At 56.6% G+C, this 20,869-nt stretch carries 16 protein-coding genes; 6 read left to right on the top strand and 10 right to left on the bottom strand.

What is annotated here, in order from left to right; all coding sequences use genetic code 11:
* The first annotated feature begins 65 nt into the window (after window positions 1–65).
* On the top strand, window positions 66–794 hold the full coding sequence (cmoA, locus tag FD737_RS04580; RefSeq protein WP_160832826.1) for a carboxy-S-adenosyl-L-methionine synthase CmoA: 729 nt from the start codon (window positions 66–68) through the stop codon (window positions 792–794).
* The gene (cmoB, locus tag FD737_RS04575) at window positions 791–1,759 is read left to right on the top strand and encodes a tRNA 5-methoxyuridine(34)/uridine 5-oxyacetic acid(34) synthase CmoB (RefSeq protein WP_058960189.1); all 969 of its coding nucleotides are present in this window, start codon (window positions 791–793) and stop codon (window positions 1,757–1,759) included. Before cmoA ends, cmoB begins: the two co-directional genes overlap by 4 nt.
* A gap of 3 nt (window positions 1,760–1,762) precedes the next feature.
* Here cmoB and FD737_RS04570 read toward each other — a convergent pair whose 3' ends face one another.
* Window positions 1,763–2,383 (bottom strand): LysE family translocator, encoded by a 621-nt coding sequence (locus tag FD737_RS04570; RefSeq protein WP_160832825.1) that lies wholly within the window; start codon window positions 2,381–2,383, stop codon window positions 1,763–1,765.
* A gap of 175 nt (window positions 2,384–2,558) precedes the next feature.
* On the opposite strand from FD737_RS04570, the gene FD737_RS04565 reads away from it, so the two are divergent.
* The gene (locus tag FD737_RS04565) at window positions 2,559–3,656 is read left to right on the top strand and encodes a glycerol dehydrogenase (RefSeq protein ID WP_160832824.1); all 1,098 of its coding nucleotides are present in this window, start codon (window positions 2,559–2,561) and stop codon (window positions 3,654–3,656) included.
* 41 nt (window positions 3,657–3,697) lie between these two features.
* Here the strand turns inward: FD737_RS04565 and FD737_RS04560 are convergent, their stop codons facing one another.
* On the bottom strand, window positions 3,698–4,558 hold the full coding sequence (locus tag FD737_RS04560; protein ID WP_160832823.1) for a hypothetical protein: 861 nt from the start codon (window positions 4,556–4,558) through the stop codon (window positions 3,698–3,700).
* 169 nt (window positions 4,559–4,727) lie between these two features.
* Window positions 4,728–5,480, bottom strand: a complete 753-nt coding sequence (cutC, locus tag FD737_RS04555; protein WP_160832822.1) for a copper homeostasis protein CutC — start codon at window positions 5,478–5,480, stop codon at window positions 4,728–4,730.
* Between the two features lie 85 nt (window positions 5,481–5,565).
* Here cutC and FD737_RS04550 point away from each other — a divergent pair, with 85 nt between their 5' ends.
* Complete coding sequence (locus tag FD737_RS04550; RefSeq protein ID WP_160832821.1) at window positions 5,566–6,705, top strand: MalY/PatB family protein; 1,140 nt, start codon at window positions 5,566–5,568, stop codon at window positions 6,703–6,705.
* Here the strand turns inward: FD737_RS04550 and FD737_RS04545 are convergent.
* Entirely contained in the window at window positions 6,702–7,256 is a 555-nt protein-coding gene (locus FD737_RS04545) for a VOC family protein (protein ID WP_182058982.1), read from the bottom strand. The genes FD737_RS04550 and FD737_RS04545 overlap by 4 nt on opposite strands.
* Before the next feature lie 319 nt (window positions 7,257–7,575).
* On the opposite strand from FD737_RS04545, the gene FD737_RS24020 reads away from it, so the two are divergent.
* Window positions 7,576–7,698, top strand: coding sequence for a hypothetical protein (locus FD737_RS24020; RefSeq protein WP_007889544.1), 123 nt, complete (start codon window positions 7,576–7,578; stop codon window positions 7,696–7,698).
* Between the two features lie 168 nt (window positions 7,699–7,866).
* Window positions 7,867–9,597 carry an arginine--tRNA ligase gene (gene argS, locus FD737_RS04540; RefSeq protein WP_045832925.1) on the top strand — a complete coding sequence of 577 codons (1,731 nt, stop codon included), beginning with the start codon at window positions 7,867–7,869 and terminating at the stop codon, window positions 9,595–9,597.
* A 35-nt stretch (window positions 9,598–9,632) separates the two neighbouring features.
* Here the strand turns inward: argS and FD737_RS04535 are convergent, their stop codons facing one another.
* The 6 genes from FD737_RS04535 to nirB all read right to left on the bottom strand — a co-directional run bounded on the left by FD737_RS04535 (window position 9,633) and on the right by nirB (window position 20,860).
* Complete coding sequence (locus tag FD737_RS04535) at window positions 9,633–10,037, bottom strand: flagellar protein FlhE (RefSeq protein ID WP_097116846.1); 405 nt, start codon at window positions 10,035–10,037, stop codon at window positions 9,633–9,635.
* A gap of 3 nt (window positions 10,038–10,040) precedes the next feature.
* Window positions 10,041–12,128: a flagellar biosynthesis protein FlhA gene (flhA, locus tag FD737_RS04530; RefSeq protein WP_160832820.1), complete on the bottom strand. Its 2,088-nt coding sequence runs from the start codon at window positions 12,126–12,128 to the stop codon at window positions 10,041–10,043.
* A complete protein-coding gene (flhB, locus tag FD737_RS04525; protein ID WP_160832819.1) occupies window positions 12,121–13,272 on the bottom strand; it encodes a flagellar biosynthesis protein FlhB in 1,152 nt (383 codons plus the stop codon). Before flhB ends, flhA begins: the two co-directional genes overlap by 8 nt.
* An 87-nt stretch (window positions 13,273–13,359) precedes the next feature.
* Window positions 13,360–14,181, bottom strand: a complete 822-nt coding sequence (gene cobA / locus FD737_RS04520; RefSeq protein WP_160832818.1) for a uroporphyrinogen-III C-methyltransferase — start codon at window positions 14,179–14,181, stop codon at window positions 13,360–13,362.
* 11 nt (window positions 14,182–14,192) lie between these two features.
* Window positions 14,193–16,796, bottom strand: coding sequence for a nitrate reductase (locus tag FD737_RS04515; RefSeq protein WP_160832817.1), 2,604 nt, complete (start codon window positions 16,794–16,796; stop codon window positions 14,193–14,195).
* Window positions 16,793–20,860: a nitrite reductase large subunit NirB gene (nirB, locus tag FD737_RS04510; RefSeq protein WP_160832816.1), complete on the bottom strand. Its 4,068-nt coding sequence runs from the start codon at window positions 20,858–20,860 to the stop codon at window positions 16,793–16,795. Before nirB ends, FD737_RS04515 begins: the two co-directional genes overlap by 4 nt.
* Window positions 20,861–20,869 lie beyond the last annotated feature (9 nt).

Genomic DNA, 20,869 nt, shown 5'->3' with positions numbered 1-20,869 from the left:
TGCAGCCTGCGGGACTTTCTGACAGAATAGCGCCCTTTCCGATTCCTCTCTCCGGACTTTTCATTATGTCTGACCGCGATACGCTATTTTCCGCACCCATCGATAAGCTGGGTGACTGGACCTTTGACGAGCGCGTGGCTGAAGTCTTTCCCGATATGATTCAGCGCTCGGTGCCGGGTTATTCCAACATCATTTCGATGATTGGCATGCTGGCAGAACGCTTTGTGAAGCCTGATAGCCAGGTTTACGATCTCGGCTGCTCGCTGGGTGCCGCCACGCTCTCAGTGCGCCGTAATATTCATGTGCCGGGCTGCCAGATTATTGCCGTGGATAACTCTCCGGCGATGGTGGAGCGTTGCCGCCGCCATATTGATGCCTTCCGCGCAGATACGCCGGTGCAGGTGATTGAAGCGGATATTCAGGATATCCATATTGAGAATGCTTCAATGGTGGTGCTGAACTTTACTCTGCAATTTCTTGAGCCGCCTGCGCGCCTGGAACTGCTGAAAAAGATCGCTAAAGGCCTGAACCCCGGCGGTGCGCTGGTGCTGTCTGAGAAATTCAGCTTTGAAGATGGCGAAGTGGGCGAACTGCTGTTCAACATGCATCACGACTTCAAGCGTGCTAACGGTTATAGCGAACTGGAAATCAGCCAGAAACGCAGCATGCTAGAAAACGTCATGCTCACCGACAGTGTAGAAGCGCATAAAGCGCGTCTGAAAGACGCCGGTTTTGCCCATGCGGAATTGTGGTTCCAGTGCTTTAACTTTGGTTCTTTGGTAGCGTTGAAATGATTGATTTTGGCCGTTTTTATCAGCAAATCGCCACCGGCCCATTGGCGAGCTGGCTGGAAGTTTTACCCGCACAAGTCGCAGCCTGGCAGCGCGAGAATCTGCACGGTAAATTCCGCGACTGGGAAAAGTCAGTGGATTACCTGCCGCTGCTGAACCCGCAAACGCTGGATCTGGTCAACAGCGTCACGGCCACGGCTGACGATCTCACCGATCGCCAACGTCTTGGTATTGAAAACCTGTTGCGCAACCTGATGCCCTGGCGCAAAGGTCCTTATTCCCTTTACGGCACCGAGATTGATACCGAATGGCGCTCGGACTGGAAATGGGATCGCGTGCTGCCGCATATCTCGCCATTAACCCACCGCACGGTGCTGGATGTCGGCTGCGGTAGCGGCTATCACATGTGGCGCATGATCGGCGCAGGCGCGAAGCTGGTGGTCGGCATCGATCCGATGCAGCTGTTCCTGTGTCAGTTCGAAGCGGTGCGTAAGCTGCTGGGAGACGATCGTCGCGCCCATCTGCTGCCACTTGGCATCGAACAACTGCCCGCCTTGCAGGCTTTCGACACGGTGTTTTCGATGGGTGTGCTGTATCACCGCCGCTCGCCGCTCGATCATTTATTGCAGTTGAAAAACCAGCTGGTGAGCGAGGGAGAGCTGGTGCTGGAAACGCTGGTCGTTGAGGGCGATGAAAACACCGTTCTGGTGCCGGGTGAACGCTATGCGCAGATGCGCAACGTTTACTTTATTCCGTCCGCTGCCGCGTTGAAGGGCTGGCTGGAGAAGTGTGGATTTGTCGATGTGCGCATCGCGGATTACGCGGTGACGTCAGTGGAAGAGCAACGTCGCACCAGCTGGATGACCAGCGAATCACTGGCCGAGTTCCTTGATCCTAACGACAGCAGCAAAACCATTGAAGGTTATCCAGCACCGCTACGCGCGGTACTGGTGGCACGCAAGCCGTAATGCTTAACGCCGCGACAGCGCCAGCTTCGCGGCGAAACCGATAAACACACAGCCCGCCAAACGATCCATCACTTTCAGCACTGTTGGACGACGCAGATGCGCCGCAAAATACTGACTGCCGCCAATCAATATCGCATTCCATACCAGGCCAATCATCATATGCGTTAACGCCATCAGGGTGCACCATAGCGCCACTGACGCACCGGCCGGAATAAACTGTGGCAGGAAAGTGACATAAAACACACCGACTTTCGGATTTAACAGATTGCCGAATAATCCTCGCGAGAAGCAGGCGAAATAGCTTTGCTCTTTGCCCTGCACACTCTGACTCTCTTCCGCCTGGGTGCGGGGATTCAGCAGCAGTTTAATGCCGAGATAGAGCAGATAGGCGGCGCCGACCCACTTCAACAGGTTATACGCCATTTCGGAAGCCAGCAGCAGCGCGCCGAGACCCAGTCCCACCGCAACGCCCCACACCAGACAGCCCATGGTGACACCCAATGCGGTGGCTGATGCCCGTTTCCAGCCTTGCGCGGCTGCGGAACGCAGCACCAGCGCGGTATCAAAGCCTGGCGTTAACGTCAGAATAGTAATGGCAAAAAGAAATGAAAATATCAGTGTCATGGCGAGCTCCCTGTCAGTTCGCCGCTATCTTAACCTTGCCGCAACATCTTGACGATAGTTACCTTCCGTCAGTAATTGATAATAATTCTCAACTTGCCAGTAATGGTTAAATCTCCGTCATTTATCTGTGTCACTTTATCGTTAACGGCTTTTCTCACATCAAGGAGTTGTCGCTATGAGTAAATTCATTTTTTCTTCTCCGCGTAAGTATGTTCAGGGTGCAGGTGTGCTGGATGAATTGGGGACCTATGTGGCCGAGCTGGGCCAGCATGCATTTTTGGTCGCCGATGACATCGTCTGGAAACTGATTGGTGAACGCACACAGAAAACGTTAAAAGCGGCGGGCATTGAGTTCAGCTGGCAGCAGTTTAACGGTGAAGCCTCCAGCAACGAGATCAATCGTTTAACGCAACTGGCGAAATCACAAGGCAGCAATGTGGTGGTGGGCCTTGGCGGCGGTAAAACGCTGGATACCGTAAAAGCGATTGCGGATGAGCTTAAGCAGCCGGTCGCCATAGTACCGACCGTGGCCTCGACGGATGCGCCCTGCAGCGCGCTATCCGTGATTTATTCCGACAGCGGCGTATTTGAGAGCTATCGCTTCTACAGCAAAAACCCGGATCTGGTGCTAGTGGATACCGCGGTTTGTGCCGGTGCGCCAGCCCGCTTGTTCGCCTCCGGCATTGCCGATGGTCTGGCCACCTGGGTTGAAGCACAGGCCGTGCTGCGCTCGCATGCCAAATCGATGGTCAACGGCGATCCAACCATTGCAGGCACCGCCATTGCGCGTGCTTGTGAAGAGACACTCCTGACATGGGGCTACAGTGCTTACACGGCGGTGAGTGAGAAGCGCGTGACGCCTGCCGTCGAAGCCGTGGTGGAAGCCAATACCCTGCTTTCAGGACTCGGATTCGAGAATGCCGGGTTGGCGGGTGCGCACGCCATTCATAATGGCTTTACCGCGATTGATGGCGATATCCATCATCTGACGCACGGCGAGAAAGTCGCTTACGGCACGCTGACGCAAATGGTGCTGGAGCAGCGTCCGGATGAGGAGATTGCGCGCTATATCCGCTTCTACCGCTCAATCAAGATGCCGACCACGTTGAAAGAGCTGCATCTGGAGAATGAATCCTGGGAGAATCTGCTGCGCGTCGGGGCGCTGGCAAACAGCGAGGGGGATACATTGAAAAACCTCAACCCGAACTTGTCGCCAGAAGACATTGCCAACGCGATTGTCGCAGTGGATGCCTTCAGTAAAACCGTGCAGTAAAAGAGGTTGGGCGCACCACGGTGCGCCCGGACCAACCGCGTTTACTCCCCGTCATCCGCTACGGCTGGCGGGCGATCCCAGTACTGATATTTGTACGCAGAACTCAGGTGGCGCTCGATGGTGCCTTTAGCAAACACCTCGGTTTCATGCAGATAACTTAGCGTACAGTTGCCCACCTCATCCCATAACTGACACTCGTCAACTGAACTTAAGGTACTGACAGGCGTGGTAGCGAAGCCATTAAGCCGCAGCTCTCGCCACTGCTTATCATAACTATAGGTGTCTTTACCGCGTGCACTGGACGATGAGGTGACCAGCCCTTGTGGATTCCAGCGCCAGGTGCTCTCTCCGTTGGTCATCACATCACTGCCGCGCGCGACGCTTTTCTCCAGACGAAAATGTTTGTCGTAGCGGTAAGTGGTATCGGTGAAGCCATCCTTGCCCATGCTGGTAAATTTGTCGGAAGAACTGATGATGTTGCCATGTTGACCCATTTGCCAGCTGATGGTGCCCTGACGGTTATCCACCACTTCCTCTTTGCCCGCTTTTACCACTTTGACCAGGTAGGCATACTCCGCCACCCAACCTCGCTGCACGCGGGCGATGTGCTGTTCCATGGTCAGCACCACGTTGCCTTCGTTCTTGTCATACGTAATGTCGGCAACCATCAAATCCCCGCACTGATCGAACTGCCCCAGCACGCGTTTTTGCGAATCGACATCTTTACCAAACTCACCGGCTACGACCTGACGTACCGCGCCTTTGGCATCACCACCCAGCATGATCCAGTTGTTGCTGCTGGTAATATTTTTGCTCAGAGGCGGACAGGCACTGCTCACCGCCAGCGCTGAACCAGACAAGGGAAACAACAGCACTAAAACAGCACAAGAGTAGGATTTCATGAATGTTATCCGCGCTAAGCCATAAAGTAATCAAAGCATCTTTTTTAACAATGCGCTATCAACGGCTGTACAGCAGACAAAAAGAACCCCAGCAAAACTCACTGGGGTTTGGTACTTGCAAACATCACGTCAGAGTTTTGGCGTGCTGCGCGGCAAAAGGGGTGCGAACTCAGGCGACACGAACTGCGGTCATTTCCAGCATGCTTTTCATCGCTTCGACCACATCGCCGTCGACACAAGTTCGGCTGAATTCGTCGACTTCTGCTTCGGAGCACATGGAGACACCGGCTTTACGGTAGCGCATCGGCGAAGCAACCAGTCGGCTGGCGGAGCTGTGAACTTCCTGCAGACCACTATCGATAAATTTCTGCAAATTGCTCAAACGAACACCGGCACCGGCCATAATAATTGGACCCGTGCTCAGTTCATTTAGTTCCCGCAACAATGCAATTCCAGTTTCTGCGCTCTGCTGCTGGCCGGAAGTCAAAATACGCGCAACGCCTAAATCCGTCAGTACGTCCAGCGAACGTTTGGGGCTGTGGCACAAATCAAAAGCGCGGTGGAAGGTCACCGCCATGCCATCACTGAGCGCCATGATCTGCCGCATGCGCGCAATATCAACATGGGCATCTTCATCCAGCATGCCGATCACCACGCCAGGGAAACCGAGTTCACGCATCAGTGCAACATCGGATTTCATCACCTCAAATTCCTGTGCGGTGTAACAAAAATCGCCGCCACGCGGGCGAACAATCGGGTGAACCGGTATGGACAGTTCACGTTGTGCGGCTTCCAGCACGCCAGCTGACGGCGTCAGCCCGCCTTCGCGTGGTGCACTGCACAGTTCCACGCGATCGGCACCGGACTGCTGTGCAGTCATTGCACAGTCGATGCCGTAGCAACAAATTTCCAGTTTCGTCATAGCTTGCTCCTTTTCATGACTTCTGGCTCGAGAGGATGGCTTGAGTTAGTCTGCTTAATTGGACAGTTTACGTGGAAACCTCACTATGGCATTCGATTTTGATCAATGGATAGACCGTCGTCACAGCGATAGTTTGAAGTGGCACAAATATGGCGATCGTGATGTACTGCCTTTATGGGTTGCAGACACGGATTTTCGCTCGCCGCCCTGCATTATTGAGGCCATTAAAAAACGCGCCGATCACGGTGTTTTTGGCTATGGCGGCACACCCACAGGATTGATTGATATCACTGTTTCCCGCCTGGCGCAGCGCTACCACTGGCATATTCAGCCGGAATGGATCGTTATGCTGCCTGGCGTCGTCAGTGGTCTTAACCTTTCGGTCCGCGCGTTTACCGAGGCTGGGCAACGCACAGTCGCGCCAACGCCGATTTACCCACCGTTCCGCGCGGCCTCAAAACTCGCCGAGCGTGAACAGATCAACTTGCCGCTGCATTTACAGCATGGCCGCTGGGTCGTCGATCTCGATACGGCTGCGATGCAGGGCAATGAACGCCTGCTGATGCTGTGCAATCCGCAAAACCCCGGCGGCACCGTGTATCGTCGCGAGGAACTGGAGGCGCAACTGGCGTTTGCTCAGCAACACGATTTAATCGTTTGTTCTGATGAAATTCACTGTGATTTGATTTTGTCGCCCGATGCCCGCCATATTCCTTTTGCAGCATTGAGTGATGATGCTGCACAGCGCAGCATTACGCTGATATCGCCCTCGAAAACCTTCAACATCGCTGGTCTCGGCGCATCAATGGCGATTATCCCCAACCCTGAATTACGCAAACGGTTTAAACAGGTACGCGAAGGTATTGTGCCAGGGGTCGATATTCTCGCACTAGTGGCAGCAGAAGCAGCCTGGCGTGAAGGTGATGCATGGCTGGAGGCGCAAATCCAATACCTGCGGGCGAATCGCGACTGGCTGGTGGCGCAGGTGAATGCACTCCCCGAATTGCACATGAATTCGCCCGAAGCGACCTATCTTGGCTGGATTGATGCCAGCCAGCTGGATGTGGCCAGCCCCGCGCTCTATTTTGAAAAACACGGCCTCGGTTTTTCACCCGGCCGCGATTTTGGTGATGACAACTTCGTGCGCTTTAACTTCGGCTGTACTCGCGTCTTACTGGAAAAGGCGGTGAGCCGATTGCATAGCGCAGTCATGGCACGGCGTTAGCCTTGTTCACTGGCGACAATTTCTTCCAGTCGCCAGGGATGAAACTTGATGGTGGTTTGCCCGTCCGTCACCGCCAGTGTCGGGTTGGGCAAACGCTCATGCTCACCTTTTGGCGCGCTGGTTTTGAACGAAATGCCGGGTTGCGTCAGTGCATGATCGGAGAGCAATGCCATCGCGCGCACACCCAATGTTTCGGGCTCACCGCGCAACACGATTTCCACATGTTCCCAGCCTTCATGGCGATACAATTTCTCACCCGGCCAGGGTAACTCAATCACATCGACCTGCCATCCAGCGATCGTTAACGGCTGATGCAATTTGAACAAGCAGATCGGGCGTCCGTTGATCATGGCTTCGGAAAACTGACTGCCCATCTGCTGCAATCCCGCCTTCCAGCGCTCCGCCGTGGCGAACTGATGGCAGCGCACCGCCAGGTGATCGGCCTCATGTTCGGATAACCGCAGCCCTAATCTTTCAGCAAATTGCTGCAAGGAGTGCTCAAATCGAGCCAGGTCTTGTTCTAAATCACTCAGTTCAGCAGGAAAATTCATCTCAATACTCCAGACACATCAATATCAATTCAATTATTTTTATCAATTTAAAAACAGCAGCGCTTCAGAATCCGCTTGACAAAATCGTCGGATTCCTCCGATTTCATCATGAAAAAGACCTGAAACCGCATAAATAGGCCCTCTCTTTAGGATTATTCGCCTAAATAGGTCCAGCGGTTACTTTATGAAAACACCTTAAATCACTGTTAATATTAACGATAATTAATACAATGAGATAAGTCTTATTTCAGTTGCAAACAATTGCAGCTTGATACCCTTTCTTATAAATTTGTGTTTCACAACTACAAGGAATGGCTCTATGTCTATGCTCATTGTTGTCGCGGTCCTGATTGCATTGATGGGATTTGCAATTTCCCGCCACTGGAAGGTGCGTGAAGACAAAAGCGTTAAAAATCCTCGTCGTCACCCGCGTCGCCGTTAATCGGCGCGCGGGTTGCTGTTACCCGCCATTGCGCATGCTAAAAGCTGACGCACTTTAACATTTCACGTATACTTCCCCTCTTATTTTTCCGTCCCGCCGCGCTGTTGCGGGATGAAGGCACCGGCTCGCCGCCACTGGCGGGCCTTTTCAGCATATGAAGGTAACGCGGTGAATATTCAGGCTCTTCTATCCGATAAAGTCGGTCAGGCAATGGTAGCGGCGGGTGCGCCAGCAGATTGTGAACCTCAGGTTCGTCAGTCGGCTAAAGTGCAGTTCGGCGATTATCAGGCGAACGGTATCATGGCTGTGGCGAAAAAGCTCGGTCAGGCTCCGCGCCAGCTGGCTGAACAGGTGATTCAGCATCTGGATCTCGCCGGCATCGCCAGCAAAGTCGAAATCGCCGGCCCCGGCTTCATTAATATCTTCCTCGATCGCAACTGGTTGGCTACCCAGGCCGCGCAGGCCCTGCAATTGCCGCGCCTTGGCGTCAGCAGCCTCAAGCCACAAACCGTTGTCATTGACTACTCGGCACCCAACGTCGCCAAGCAGATGCACGTCGGTCACGTCCGTTCCACTATCATCGGTGACGCTGCGGTACGTACGCTGGAATTTCTCGGCCACAACGTGATCCGCGCCAACCACGTCGGCGATTGGGGTACTCAGTTCGGTATGCTGATTGCCTATCTGGAAAAGCAACAGAATGAGCACCACGAAGATATCGCGCTGGCGGATCTGGAAGAGTTCTACCGGGAAGCCAAGGTCACCTATGATGCGGACGAAGCCTTCGCCGAACGCGCCCGTGGTTATGTGGTGAAACTGCAAGGCGGCGACGAATATTGCCGTGCAATGTGGAAAAAACTGGTGGATATCACCATGAGCCAGAATCAGGAAGTCTATGACCGCCTGAACGTGACGCTGACGCGTAAAGATGTGATGGGTGAAAGCCTGTACAACGATATGTTGCCTGGCATCGTCAGCGATTTGCGTGAAAAAGGGCTGGCCGTAACCAGCGAAGGCGCAACCGTGGTGTTCCTTGATGAGTTCAAAAACAAGGAAGGCGAAGCGATGGGCGTGATCATCCAGAAAAAGGATGGCGGCTACCTCTACACCACCACCGATATCGCCTGCGCCAAATACCGCTATGAGACGTTGCATGCCGACCGCGTGCTTTACTACATCGATTCGCGCCAGCATCAACATCTGCAACAGGCGTGGACCATTGTGCGTAAAGCCGGATACGTGCCCGAGTCTGTGCCGTTGGAGCACCATGCGTTTGGCATGATGCTGGGCAAAGATGGCCGTCCATTTAAAACCCGTAGCGGTGGCACCATTAAGCTGGCCGATCTGCTGGATGAAGCCGTTGAGCGTGCGCATGCGCTGGTCAGCGAGAAAAACCCGGAAATGTCAGCGCAGGAGCTGAAAGATCTGGCGGAAGTGGTGGGTATCGGCGCGGTGAAATATGCCGATCTGTCAAAAAGCCGCACCACCGATTACATCTTCGACTGGGATAACATGCTGGCGTTTGAGGGCAACACTGCACCATACATGCAATATGCCTACACGCGCGTGCTTTCTGTGTTCCGTAAAGCCGGCATTGAAGCTGACAGCCTGAGCGGCGACATCGTGCTGACCGAAGAGCGTGAAGCGCAACTGGCAACTCGCCTGTTGCAGTTTGAAGAAGTGATCACCCAGGTTGCGCGTGATGGCACGCCGCATGTGATGTGTGCTTACCTGTACGATCTGGCAGGCCTGTTCTCAGGCTTCTACGAGCACTGTCCAATCCTCTCCGCCGAGGATGAGCAGGTGCGTAACAGCCGTCTGCAACTGGCTGCATTGACCGCTAAAACGCTGAAACAAGGTCTGGATACGCTGGGTATCAAAACCGTCGAGCGTATGTAGTAACAAAAAACCCGCCTCGGCGGGTTTTTTATTGGCTATTGGTAATTCACCGTCACTTCACTGCTCACCACTCGCAATCCCGGCGGTAACGCGCCCTTCCCCTGAAAACCGAACGCCAGATGCAGCGTCTCGTCAGCCGGAATATTCGCCAGGCTACGCGTTGAACCACTGCCGCCCTCAATCTCTACGCAACGCTGAGTCGCACACAAACGCACGATCAGCCCCGAGGGGGCTGGACGGCTCAACTGGTAACGCCAGTTCACCACCGTAATAGTGCCCACTGCGGGCGAAGGTGCTTTTAAAGCTGGCGTCGTGTGCCAGTTGCCGCGCACGCCGAGGCTCGGACCACTGGCACTGTCATGCCAGGATCCTGCTGCATCCACATAGAGCGGTAGCGCCATCATCGGCAACATCATTAGAGTCCAACACCAACGGCGCATCGGTTATTTGCCCCCAATGGTGGCGGTCATACGGATCTGGCGATTGTCGGTCAGCTCCATATTTGACAGCACCACCAACTGTGGCAGATTGCGGCGCAGGAAGCGCGCCAGCAAGGCACGCAGCGGATGGTTCACCAGCAGCACCGGTGGTGCACCCGTCATCTCTTGCTGTTGCAATGCACCCTGCGTCTGCACTAACAGACGATCGGCCAGGCCGGGCTCTAACCCCCCACCGCCCTGTAACGCTTGCAGCAGCAGACGCTCTAAGGTGGCATCCAGTCCAATCACCTGCACTTCACCGTTACCTGGGAACCACTGCTGAGTAATCGCACGGCCCAGCGCCACACGTACCACGCTGGTCAGCTCTTGTGGATCGGTCTGGACCGGCGCATGTTCCGCCAGGGTTTCGATGATGGTGCGCATATCGCGGATCGAAACACGCTCAATCAGCAGGTTCTGCAGCACTTTGTGCAGGGTGGTCAGGGTGATAACGCCCGGCACCAGATCTTCCGTCAGCTTCGGCATCTCCTGGGTCACGCGATCCAGCAGCTGTTGCGCTTCCTGACGACCAAACAGTTCACTGGCGTATTGACCAATCAGGTGGTTAAGATGCGTTGCCACCACGGTACTGGCTTCTACCACGGTAAAGCCCTGAATCTGCGCCTGCTCTTTCAGCGCACTATCTATCCAGATTGCCGCTAAACCGAAGGCAGGATCGACGGTCGGTTCACCCGGCAAAGAACCGGCTGCAGTACCAGGGTTGATCGCCATCCAGCGCCCAGGATAGGCATCACCGCTGCCAATTTCCACGCCTTTCATCAGGATGCGGTAACGCGCAGGCGGCAACTCCATGTTGTCACGGATGTGCACCACCGGCGGCAGGAAGCCCACCTCCTGTGCGACTTTTTTACGGATACTGCGGATGCGACCCAGCAGCTCACCGTTTTGCAAATGGTCAACCATGGGAATCAGGCGATAACCCACTTCGAGACCCAGCGAATCTTCCAGCTGCACGTCTTTCCAGGAAGCTTCCACCGTGGCGGGTGTCTCCTGCGTTTTGACCAGACTAGAAGGTTCCGAGGTAGTCTTCGGTTTCATCTCTCGACCGCGCAGCCACCAGGCCAGACCGAGCAACGCGGCGGTAAACAGCAGGAAGACAAAGTTGGGCATACCCGGCACCAGGCCGAGCAGACCGATAACACCACCACTCAGCATCAACACGCGCGGATTGCTAAACAGCTGGGAGACCATCTGATCGCCCACATCCTGATCGGTGCTGACGCGCGTCACGATAACACCCGCAGCGGTAGAGATAACCAGCGCCGGGATCTGTGCCACCAATCCATCACCGATGGTCAGCAGTGTATAGGTTTCACCTGCGTGCCCCAGATCCATGCCGTGCTGCACTACGCCCACCAGCAGACCGCCGATGACGTTAATCACCATAATCAAAATACCGGCGATGGCGTCACCGCGCACAAACTTACTCGCACCGTCCATTGAGCCGTAGAAGTCGGCTTCCTGTGTCACTTCGGTACGACGACGTTTGGCTTCCTCTTCACCGATTAAACCGGCGTTAAGGTCAGCATCGATCGCCATCTGCTTGCCGGGCATCCCATCCAGTACAAAACGCGCGCCCACTTCGGCAATACGTCCGGCACCCTTGGTGATAACCATAAAGTTGATGATAACGAGGATGATGAACACCACGATACCGATAGCGAAGTTACCGCCCACAAGAAAGTGGCCGAAAGCTTCAACCACGCGTCCGGCGGCATCAGCACCCGTATGACCTTCCAGCAGGATGATACGGGTTGAGGCGACGTTCAGCGCCAGGCGCAGCAATGTAGAGAACAGCAGGATGGTCGGGAAGGCGGCAAATTCCAGCGTGCGCTGGGTGAACATGGCCACCAGCAACACCATGATCGACAAAGCAATGTTAAAGGTGAACAGCAGGTCGAGAATGAAGGCCGGCAGCGGCAGCACCATCATCGACAGGATCAACATGATCAGTATCGGCCCAGCCAGAACCTTCCACTGCGTGTCATTTAAGTTGCCCGGTAAACGCAGCTTTTCGGCCAGATTAGCCATCGTTTCTGTTCTCTCCTGCAAAGTCCATGTCTGCCGGAACCGGCAGCTGTTTTGGTTTGGTTGGGATCAGGCCACCTTCGCGTTTCCAGCGACGCAGTTGCCACACCCAGGCCAGTACTTCCGCCACCGCCGCATACAGCGCGCCGGGGATGAACTGACCAATTTCCGTATGTCGATACAGCGCACGCGCCAGTGGCGGTGCTTCTAAAATGGGTATGCGATGCTCTTTTGCCAGTTCGCGAATTTTCAGTGCAATATCGCCGGCCCCTTTCGCAATCACCTTTGGCGCGCTCATCTTGCCTTCCTGATATTGCAGCGCCACGGAGTAGTGCGTCGGGTTGGTGACGATCACATCCGCTTTAGGCACATCTGCCATCATGCGACGACGTGCCGCCGCGCGCATCGCCTGACGAATACGTCCTTTAACGTGCGGATCACCTTCGTTTTGCTTGTGCTCGTCACGAATTTCCTGACGCGACATCTTCAGCTTTTTAAAGTGGCTGTAGAGCTGCCAGAACACGTCGAAGCCGACCATCGGCACCAGGCCCAGCATGATTAATGCACAGCTAATCGCGATCATAGTTAAACCGTGATGCAGCGCATTAACCGGGGATTCACTGATTAACCGCAGCATCTCCTGCCAGTGCGACCAGATGTACCAGCCGCCCACCAGTCCCACCAGCACCGCCTTCAAAATGGCTTTCAGCAATTCTGCCCATGTCTGGGAGGAAACCATGCGCTTCAGGCCGCTCAGCGGATTGAGCTTGGTGAAATCCAGCTTGATGGATTTGCCGCTGATATTGATCCCGCCGAGCAGCATCGGCGCGGCAATCGCCACAATCACCAGGCCCGCCATCAACGGCAGCAGCGCCATCACCGCCTGACCAATCAGATTGCTGATGTGGGCGATGATCATCTTGTCATCGGTCACCATGGCATGATCGAAACGAAAACCAGTGGCCAACATACTGGCCAGCTGTTCAGCCATCAGTTCACCGCCGAGCCACAGGATCAGCAAGCCGGCCAACAGCATCAGTACCGATGTCAGCTCGCGCGATCGCGGAATCTGCCCCTCTTCTCGCGCCTTCTCTAGTCGGTGCGCCGTGGGCGATTCTGTTTTGTCCTCGTCGCTCTCTTCAGCCACGACATACCTCAGCTGGCAGGAATTCTGAGCATAGGATGCCAAAACCCGCCAAGGCTAAAGCGTGGATTAAGGGGGGAAAATACGAGTTTATTTAGCCATAAGTGAAATTGCGCTGAGGTCGGCGATATGAGGCTGGCGATAAAAGCGTACCACTTCGCCTACCAGCAGCAGTGCGGGAGATTGCGCCTGCTCACGCGCAATGGTAGCGGTCAGGTCCGCCAGAGTGGTCACCATCACGCGCTGGTCAGGGCGCGTACCATTTTCAATGATCGCCACCGGCGTATCGGCAGCGCGACCGTGCGCCTGCAGCTGGGCGCTGATGCTGGCGCTCCATTTCAATCCCATGTAAAACACCAGCGTCTGACTGCTGGCGGCTAAACTGGCATCTTCCAACTGCGGCTCACCGCTTTTGCCATGTCCGGTGATTAGCCGTAAAGATTGCGCACAGTCGCGATGCGTCAACGGGATGCCGCTGGCAGCCGCACAACCAGAGGCTGCGGTGATGCCGGGCACAATCTGGCAGGTAATACCCGCCTGCTGCAGAAACAGCATCTCCTCACCGCCACGTCCGAAAATAAAGGGATCGCCGCCCTTCAACCGCACCACTAAACGACCACTTGCCGCCAGATCGGCCAGCAACTGATTAATCTGCGCCTGCTTCAGACCATGGCTGCCGGGCTTTTTACCGACATCAATGGCCAGCGTGCCGGGCGGTACTTCGGCCATGATCTCGTCGCTTACCAGGCGGTCATACACCACCACATCGGCGCTTTTGATCAGGCGTAGTGCTTTCAGCGTCAGTAATTCGACATCACCCGGCCCTGCGCCCACCAGCCACACACAGCCCGGCGCCGCATCCCCACTCTGGAGAGTGAACAGTTTTTCAAGACGCTCAATGGCCTGAGTCATGAAGTTCTCCGCTACTGCGCCACGCGCAGGTTTGCCAGTAAGTTTTTTAGCTCCGGAATACAGGAACCACAGTTGGTGCCGCACTTTAACGCTGCCCCCAGTGCCGCTGGCGAGTCGCAGCCCTGCTCAATCGCCCGACGAATCGCCACTTCACCCACGCCGAAACAGCTGCAAATCGTCCGGCCCTGGTTTTCCCCCTGAGCCGGACGCCCACCCAATAGCGCATGGCGCTGCTGTGCAGAAGAGGGCGTCTCCGTGAAGGCTCGCGCCACAAAGCCATGATCAATCTCTGGCAGCCAGGGAGCGGCATAAAACGCACACATTAAACGCCCGCTGCGCCAGCCCAGCATGTGTAACTGCTGTCCCGCCTGCGCTTGTTGCCACTGCAGTTCCTGTATAGCGGGTAACTGCATCAACCAATCTGCTGCCTGCGCCTCACCCGCCAGCACATAACGTTGTGCACCCTGTTGCGGCGCACGCGACCAATACAGCAGTTTCGATGGCGTTATCACCTCCGACATGAATAACCATCCCTGCCACGTCGGACGCAGCGGTTGCAAACGCACTGCGGTCTGCTTCAGCGCAGGTTGCCCCGAGTCGGGACAGCAGTGAGCCGCCACTAAGCCGTCGACATTCGCCTGCGCACTAAACTGACGCGTCCAGTGCATCGGGATAAACAACTGCCCGCGGGTTAATCCACTGTCGATCACCACACGACCACTCCACCAGCCCAATGCCGACTGCACGCGAGTGAGATCGCCCTGACTTAAGCCGTGTGCCGCCGCATCATGCGGGTGCAGCGCGACAAAAGGCTCATCATAATGCTGCATCAGGCGCGGCACGTTGCCCGTGCGCGTCATGGTGTGCCACTGGTCGCGGATGCGCCCGGTGTTCATCAATAAGGGATAGCGCGCGCTGGTGAGCGTCTTAACCGGGATGGCAGGCGGCAGCAAACGCGCTTTACCATCCGCGTGGAAGAAACGACGATCGGCAAACAGCCGTGCGGTGCCACTCGGTGCGCGGTCATTCAACGGCCACTGCACGGGTGCCAGCTGGTCATATTGCTCACGGGTGATATGCGCCAGTGCGCTGATGTCGAAAGCGCGGCGGCCATGATTTTCGAAGCCAGACAGCGCCGCATGTTCAGCAAAAATTTCGCTGGGATGCTGCCAGGCAAAGGCTTCGGTATATCCCAGACGTTGAGCCACCTGCGCCAGCAACCACCAGTCAGGTCTCGCCTCGCCAGCCGGGGCAATAAAACTGCGCTGGCGTGAGATACGCCGCTCGGAGTTGGTCACCGTGCCGTTCTTTTCGCCCCATCCTTGTGCAGGTAGTAGAACATCAGCTAAATCAGCGGTATCACTGCGCGCACTCACTTCCGACACCACTACCAGCTCGCATTTGGCCAACGCCTGAGCGACACGATTCCCCTCAGGCATCGACACCGCCGGATTGGTGCCCATGATCCACACGGCTTTGACCTCGCCACGCCCAATCGCATTGAACAGATTTACCGCCGTTAAACCGGACTGACGCGCCACCTGAGGGCTGCTCCAGAAGCGACTTACGCGGTCCACCTCCTCTTCGCTGAACCCCATATGCGCCGCCAGCTGATTGGCTAAGCCACCGACCTCACGCCCGCCCATGGCGTTCGGTTGTCCGGTTAATGAAAAGGGACCCGCGCCTGCGTAACCGATTTTTCCGCTAAGCAGATGGGCATTGATGATGGCGTTATTGTTGTCACTGCCGGTTTGCGACTGGTTAATGCCCATGCACCACAACGTCACCACGCGGCGTTGCAGGGCAAACCGTTGCCAGAAGGCCACAATATCTTGCTCGCTGAGCTGGCAGGCGGCAGCGACCGTGGCCAGATCCCAGGCTTTGCAGGCCGCCAGCGTGGCTTCTACGTTGGACAAATGGGGCAGCATGCTTGCATCCACCGCATCATTGTCGCTCAGCCAGTTAAGTAGCCCGGCGAACAGCGCGCTGTCAGATCCTGGCTGTAAAGGCAGATGCTGGTCAGCAATATCGCAACTGGCGGTGCGGCGTGGGTCGATCACCACCAACTGCATCTCGGGTCGATCGGTTTTCGCCTGCACCAGCCGCTGCCACGCCACCGGATGCGCCCATGCGGCATTCGATCCCACCAAGACCACCACATCCGCCTGTTCGATATCTTCATAACAGCAAGGTACGGCATCGGCACCGAATGCGCGTTTGTACCCCACCACCGCCGACGCCATACAGAGCCGCGAGTTGGTATCGATATTAGCGGCGCCGATAAAGCCCTTCATCAGCTTGTTGGCGGTGTAGTAGTCCTCGGTCAGCAGTTGGCCAGAGCCATAAAATGCCACAGCCTGAGGACCATGCTGATCGATGATACGGCGCAATCCTTGTGCGACATGATCCAGCGCCTGATCCATGCTGACGCGTTCACCGTGGATCTGCGGCCACAACAGACGTCCTTCATGAGACAAGGTTTCACCCAGCGCTGAGCCTTTCACGCACAGGCGGCCAAAGTTAGCCGGATGCTGGCGGTCCCCGCTCACCGGCTGATCGGGCGCGTTGACTTCTACGCCACACCCCACGCCGCAGTAAGGACAGGTAGTTTTCATGATGCTGCCGCGAGCGCGAGAATAGGCTGATGACCCAGCCACACTTTGCCGCTATCTATGCGTACCGGCCAGCAGCGCAACTGGTGCTCGGCGTTGTCCAGGCTCTGCCCATCGCGTAATCGAATCCGCTGCTTATACAGCGGAGAGATCACCACCGGCTCACCCGCCACATCGCCGAGAATGCCGCGCGACAGCACGCTGGCCTGCGTGCCCGGCTCTATATCCTCAAGCGCGTAGATCGCTTCACCAAAGCGGAACAGCGCCACACGCTGGCCACCCAGTCGCGCCCCCATCCCTGCTGCCTCAGGAATCGAGGACACATTACAAATCGCACTCCAGGGTTCAGCAGGCAGCGTGGTCACTGGAATGATGTCCAGGGTTGCGGGCTGTCGCTGGTCACGTACACGCACATAGTTAAGGGTTTCGTTCGCTTGCTCACTGTTGACCGTTGCATTGAACAATGCGCGGCGTGAAGGGTCCTGCAACGTGCTCTGCCATTCGCACTGGTAGCGATCCACCACCAGCTGCATCTCCTGCTCCAGCATGTCGCCAATGCCGAGAGCATCCTCAATGATCACGCTGCGCAGGTAATCCAGTCCGCCCTCCATGTTGTCCATCCACACGCTGGTGCGTTGCAGACGATCGGCGGTGCGCACGTAGAACATCAGAATGCGATCGACATAGCGCAGCAGGGTTTCATCATCCAGATCGCTGGCAAACAGATCGGCATGACGCGGTTTCATGCCGCCGTTGCCGCACACATAGAGATTCCAGCCTTTGTCGGTGGCGATGACACCGATGTCCTTGCTCTGCGCTTCGGCACACTCGCGGGTACAACCCGACACTGCCATTTTGATTTTGTGTGGGGCGCGCAGCCCCTTGTAGCGATTCTCCAGCGCGATAGCGAAAGCGGTGGAATCCTGCACGCCATAACGACACCAGGTTGAGCCGACACAGGACTTCACGGTGCGCAGCGATTTGCCGTAGGCGTGGCCGGTCTCGAAGCCAGCAGCGATCAGTGTTTCCCATATGTCCGGCAGCTGTTCCAGCCGTGCACCAAACAGATCGATGCGCTGCCCGCCGGTAATTTTGGTGTAGAGATCGTAACGGGCCGCCACTTCGCCGATGGCAATGAGTCCCTTGGGCGTGATCTCCCCAGCGGGCACGCGCGGCACCACCGAGTAGGTGCCGTCTTTCTGGATGTTGGCAAAGTAGCGGTCATTAGTATCCTGCAACGGCAGATGCTGGGGTTTCAGCAGGTACTCGTTCCAGCACGAGGCCAGCAGCGAGCCCGCCAGCGGCTTGCACACTTCACAACCGTGACCACGACCATGCTGCTGAATCAGTTGATCAAAGGTGGTGATATTGCCGACGCGCATCAGGTGATACAGCTCCTGGCGCGAATAGGCAAAGTGCTCGCAAATATCATTTTTGACCACCACACCCTGATTCACCAGCTCCAGCTCCATCACCTGTTTCACCAGTGCGCTGCAGCCGCCACAGCCGGTGGCCGCTTTGGTGCAGCTTTTGATCGCGGCCATATCGCCGCAACCGCCCTGCACGGCGGCACAAATATCACCTTTGCTGACGTTATGGCAGGAGCAGATTTGTGCGGCTTCCGGCAACGCCGCTACCCCCAACGCTTTGGATGGAGCCCCTGCCAGCTGCGGCAGGATCAGGCTTTCTGGTTCACTCGGCAGCGGCATCTTGTTAAGCATCATCTGAAGCAGACTGCTGTAATCAACGCTGTCACCCACCAGCACACCGCCGAGCAGGGTTTTGCTGTCTTTGCACACCACCAGTTTTTTGTAGATGCCTTTGGGATTGTCAGTCCAGTGATAGCTTTGACTGTCAGCCGTGCGGCCATGCGCATCACCAAAGGAGGCCACTTCCACACCGAGCAGTTTGAGTTTGGTGCTCATATCTGCGCCGCTGAATGCCAGCTCCTCCTGCGCCAGTTGAGCTGCCAGCACGCGCGCCATCTGATAGCCTGGCGCCACCAGGCCAAAAATCTGACCTTGCCACAGTGCACACTCGCCAATCGCATAAACGCCGGCCACGTTGGTTTCACAGCCATCGTTGATGGCAATGCCACCCCGATCGCCGAGTTGAATCCCCGCCGTACGCGCCAAAGTATCGCGTGGTCGGATACCGGCGGAGAACACAATCAGATCGGTTTCCAGTACGCTGCCATCGGCAAAGCGCAGCAGCACGCTGCCGTCCGGCTGGCTTTCAATCGCTTCGGTCTGTTTACTGGTGTGGATCTGCACGCCCAGTGCGCTGATTTTGCCGCGCAGCATTTGCGCCCCGCCATCATCCAGCTGCACCGCCATCAGACGCGGGGCAAACTCCACCACGTGGGTTTCCAGCCCGAGTTGCTTCAGGGCGTTGGCCGCTTCCAAACCCAGCAAACCTCCGCCGATCACCACGCCGCGCGTTGCCTGTTTGGCGCAAGCGGCAATCGCATCGAGATCGGCCAGAGTGCGATAGACAAAACAGCGTGGGCTTTCACGTCCTGGCACCGGCGGCACAAACGGCATCGATCCGGTGGCCAGCACCAGCTTATCCCACGCCAGTTCCGCACCGCTGGCATCGCGCAGGCTGCGCTTGTCGGTATCAATCGCCAGCACTTCGCAACCCGTGCGCAACTCTATCCCGTGTTGCTCGAAGAAGTTCTCGCTCACCAGCGAGAGATCGTCGGCACTTTTGCCGGTGAAGTACTCGGTGAGGTGCACGCGGTCATACGCCATCTGCGGCTCATCGCCATACACCACGATGTGATAGTGCTGGTGCAGTTCACGACTCACCAGCTGCTCAAGAAAATGGTGGCTGACCATACCGTGACCCACCACGGCGAGAAGAGGTTTGCTCATGACATTGCTTCCTGCAGCACACGGCTGCGTTAAGGGATTCTCCAGACCAAACAGCGCGTGAATGTCCACGTGTTCTGCCTGTTGTAATTGGGTTAGCAGCGAACTGGCACCCTGACTGTCGCCAAACAGCAGCACGCCGCGCAGGGCGCCATCGCGTAAGAACAGACGGCGATAGTGGCCGTCGAAAGGATCAAAACTGGTAATAGAGTCGCCTTCACGGATGTCGCCCGCGCTGAACATCTCAATGCCGGTGACTTTGAGCCGCGTACCGCTCTCCTGATGGTAAAAATCCGCCACTGGCGCGCCGGCCAGCTGTGCCGCCAGCACGTCGGCCTGAGCCAGGCACGGCGCTACCAGGCCAAAGGTCTCACCGTCGATTTCACAGCATTCGCCCAGCGCATAGACGTTAGCGACCTGGGTTTGCAGCTGACGGTTAACGATGATGCCGCGCTGGCATGGCACGCCAGCCTGCTGCGCCAGGGCTATTTCAGGCACCACGCCAATCGCCATCACCACCTGCTGCGCGGGCAGCAACGTGCCATCGGTGAGCGTCACGTGAGCGCGCTGGATCGATTGCAGCGACACGCCGAGACGGCAGTGGATCCCGCGCTGAGTGAGATGCTGTTTCAGTAGCGCGCCCGCCTGTTGATCCAGCTGGCGATCCAACAGCCAGGGACGATGATGCAGCAGCGTGACATCGCGCCCGCGCAGACGCAGCGCCGCAGCGGCTTCCACCCCAATCAACCCGCCGCCCAGCACCACCACCGGTCCATCCTGCGCCAGCATGGTGTCGACATCGCGCAAGGTGCGAAATCCCAACACCTGCGGGCGCTCAACTCCCGGCAGATCCGGCATACGGGGTTGGGATCCACAGGCAAACACCAGCTTGTCCCAGTGCAGCGTGCGTTGATCGGTGAACACCGTCCGTGCGGTGAGATCCACCTGCAGCGCTTCTTCCCCCATCAGCAGTTGTACGTCATGTGCGACATACCATTCCGGCGTGTGGATCAGCGTGTCAGCGAAGGCTTTTTCCCCAGACAGCACGGGTGACAGCATGACGCGGTTGTAATTGCCCTGCGCTTCACGGCCAATCACCGTGATGGCATAGCGGCCCGGCGCACGTTGCAGCAAGGTTTCCACCATGCGCATCGCCGCCATCCCGTTACCGATCACCACCAGCTGCTGAGTCATCGCCCGCTC

The sequence above is a fragment of the Pantoea sp. Seng genome, assembly GCF_009829935.1.
Taxonomy (GTDB): Bacteria; Pseudomonadota; Gammaproteobacteria; order Enterobacterales; family Enterobacteriaceae; genus Pantoea; species Pantoea communis.
The sequence above is the reverse complement of the archived record's forward strand: the minus strand, read 5'-3'. Positions and strand labels throughout refer to the sequence as shown.

Excerpts from the sequence above, each read along its gene's own strand:
- cmoA (WP_160832826.1), top strand. The coding sequence starts at position 66 with ATGTCTGACCGCGATACGCTATTTTCCGCACCCATCGATAAGCTGGGT.
- cmoB (WP_058960189.1), top strand. The coding sequence starts at position 791 with ATGATTGATTTTGGCCGTTTTTATCAGCAAATCGCCACCGGCCCATTG.
- FD737_RS04570 (WP_160832825.1), bottom strand. The coding sequence starts at position 2,383 with ATGACACTGATATTTTCATTTCTTTTTGCCATTACTATTCTGACGTTA.
- FD737_RS04565 (WP_160832824.1), top strand. The coding sequence starts at position 2,559 with ATGAGTAAATTCATTTTTTCTTCTCCGCGTAAGTATGTTCAGGGTGCA.
- FD737_RS04560 (WP_160832823.1), bottom strand. The coding sequence starts at position 4,558 with ATGAAATCCTACTCTTGTGCTGTTTTAGTGCTGTTGTTTCCCTTGTCT.
- cutC (WP_160832822.1), bottom strand. The coding sequence starts at position 5,480 with ATGACGAAACTGGAAATTTGTTGCTACGGCATCGACTGTGCAATGACT.
- FD737_RS04550 (WP_160832821.1), top strand. The coding sequence starts at position 5,566 with ATGGCATTCGATTTTGATCAATGGATAGACCGTCGTCACAGCGATAGT.
- FD737_RS04545 (WP_182058982.1), bottom strand. The coding sequence starts at position 7,256 with ATGAATTTTCCTGCTGAACTGAGTGATTTAGAACAAGACCTGGCTCGA.
- FD737_RS24020 (WP_007889544.1), top strand. The coding sequence starts at position 7,576 with ATGTCTATGCTCATTGTTGTCGCGGTCCTGATTGCATTGATGGGATTT.
- FD737_RS04535 (WP_097116846.1), bottom strand. The coding sequence starts at position 10,037 with ATGCGCCGTTGGTGTTGGACTCTAATGATGTTGCCGATGATGGCGCTA.
- flhA (WP_160832820.1), bottom strand. The coding sequence starts at position 12,128 with ATGGCTAATCTGGCCGAAAAGCTGCGTTTACCGGGCAACTTAAATGAC.
- cobA (WP_160832818.1), bottom strand. The coding sequence starts at position 14,181 with ATGACTCAGGCCATTGAGCGTCTTGAAAAACTGTTCACTCTCCAGAGT.
- FD737_RS04515 (WP_160832817.1), bottom strand. The coding sequence starts at position 16,796 with ATGAAAACTACCTGTCCTTACTGCGGCGTGGGGTGTGGCGTAGAAGTC.
- nirB (WP_160832816.1), bottom strand. The coding sequence starts at position 20,860 with ATGACTCAGCAGCTGGTGGTGATCGGTAACGGGATGGCGGCGATGCGC.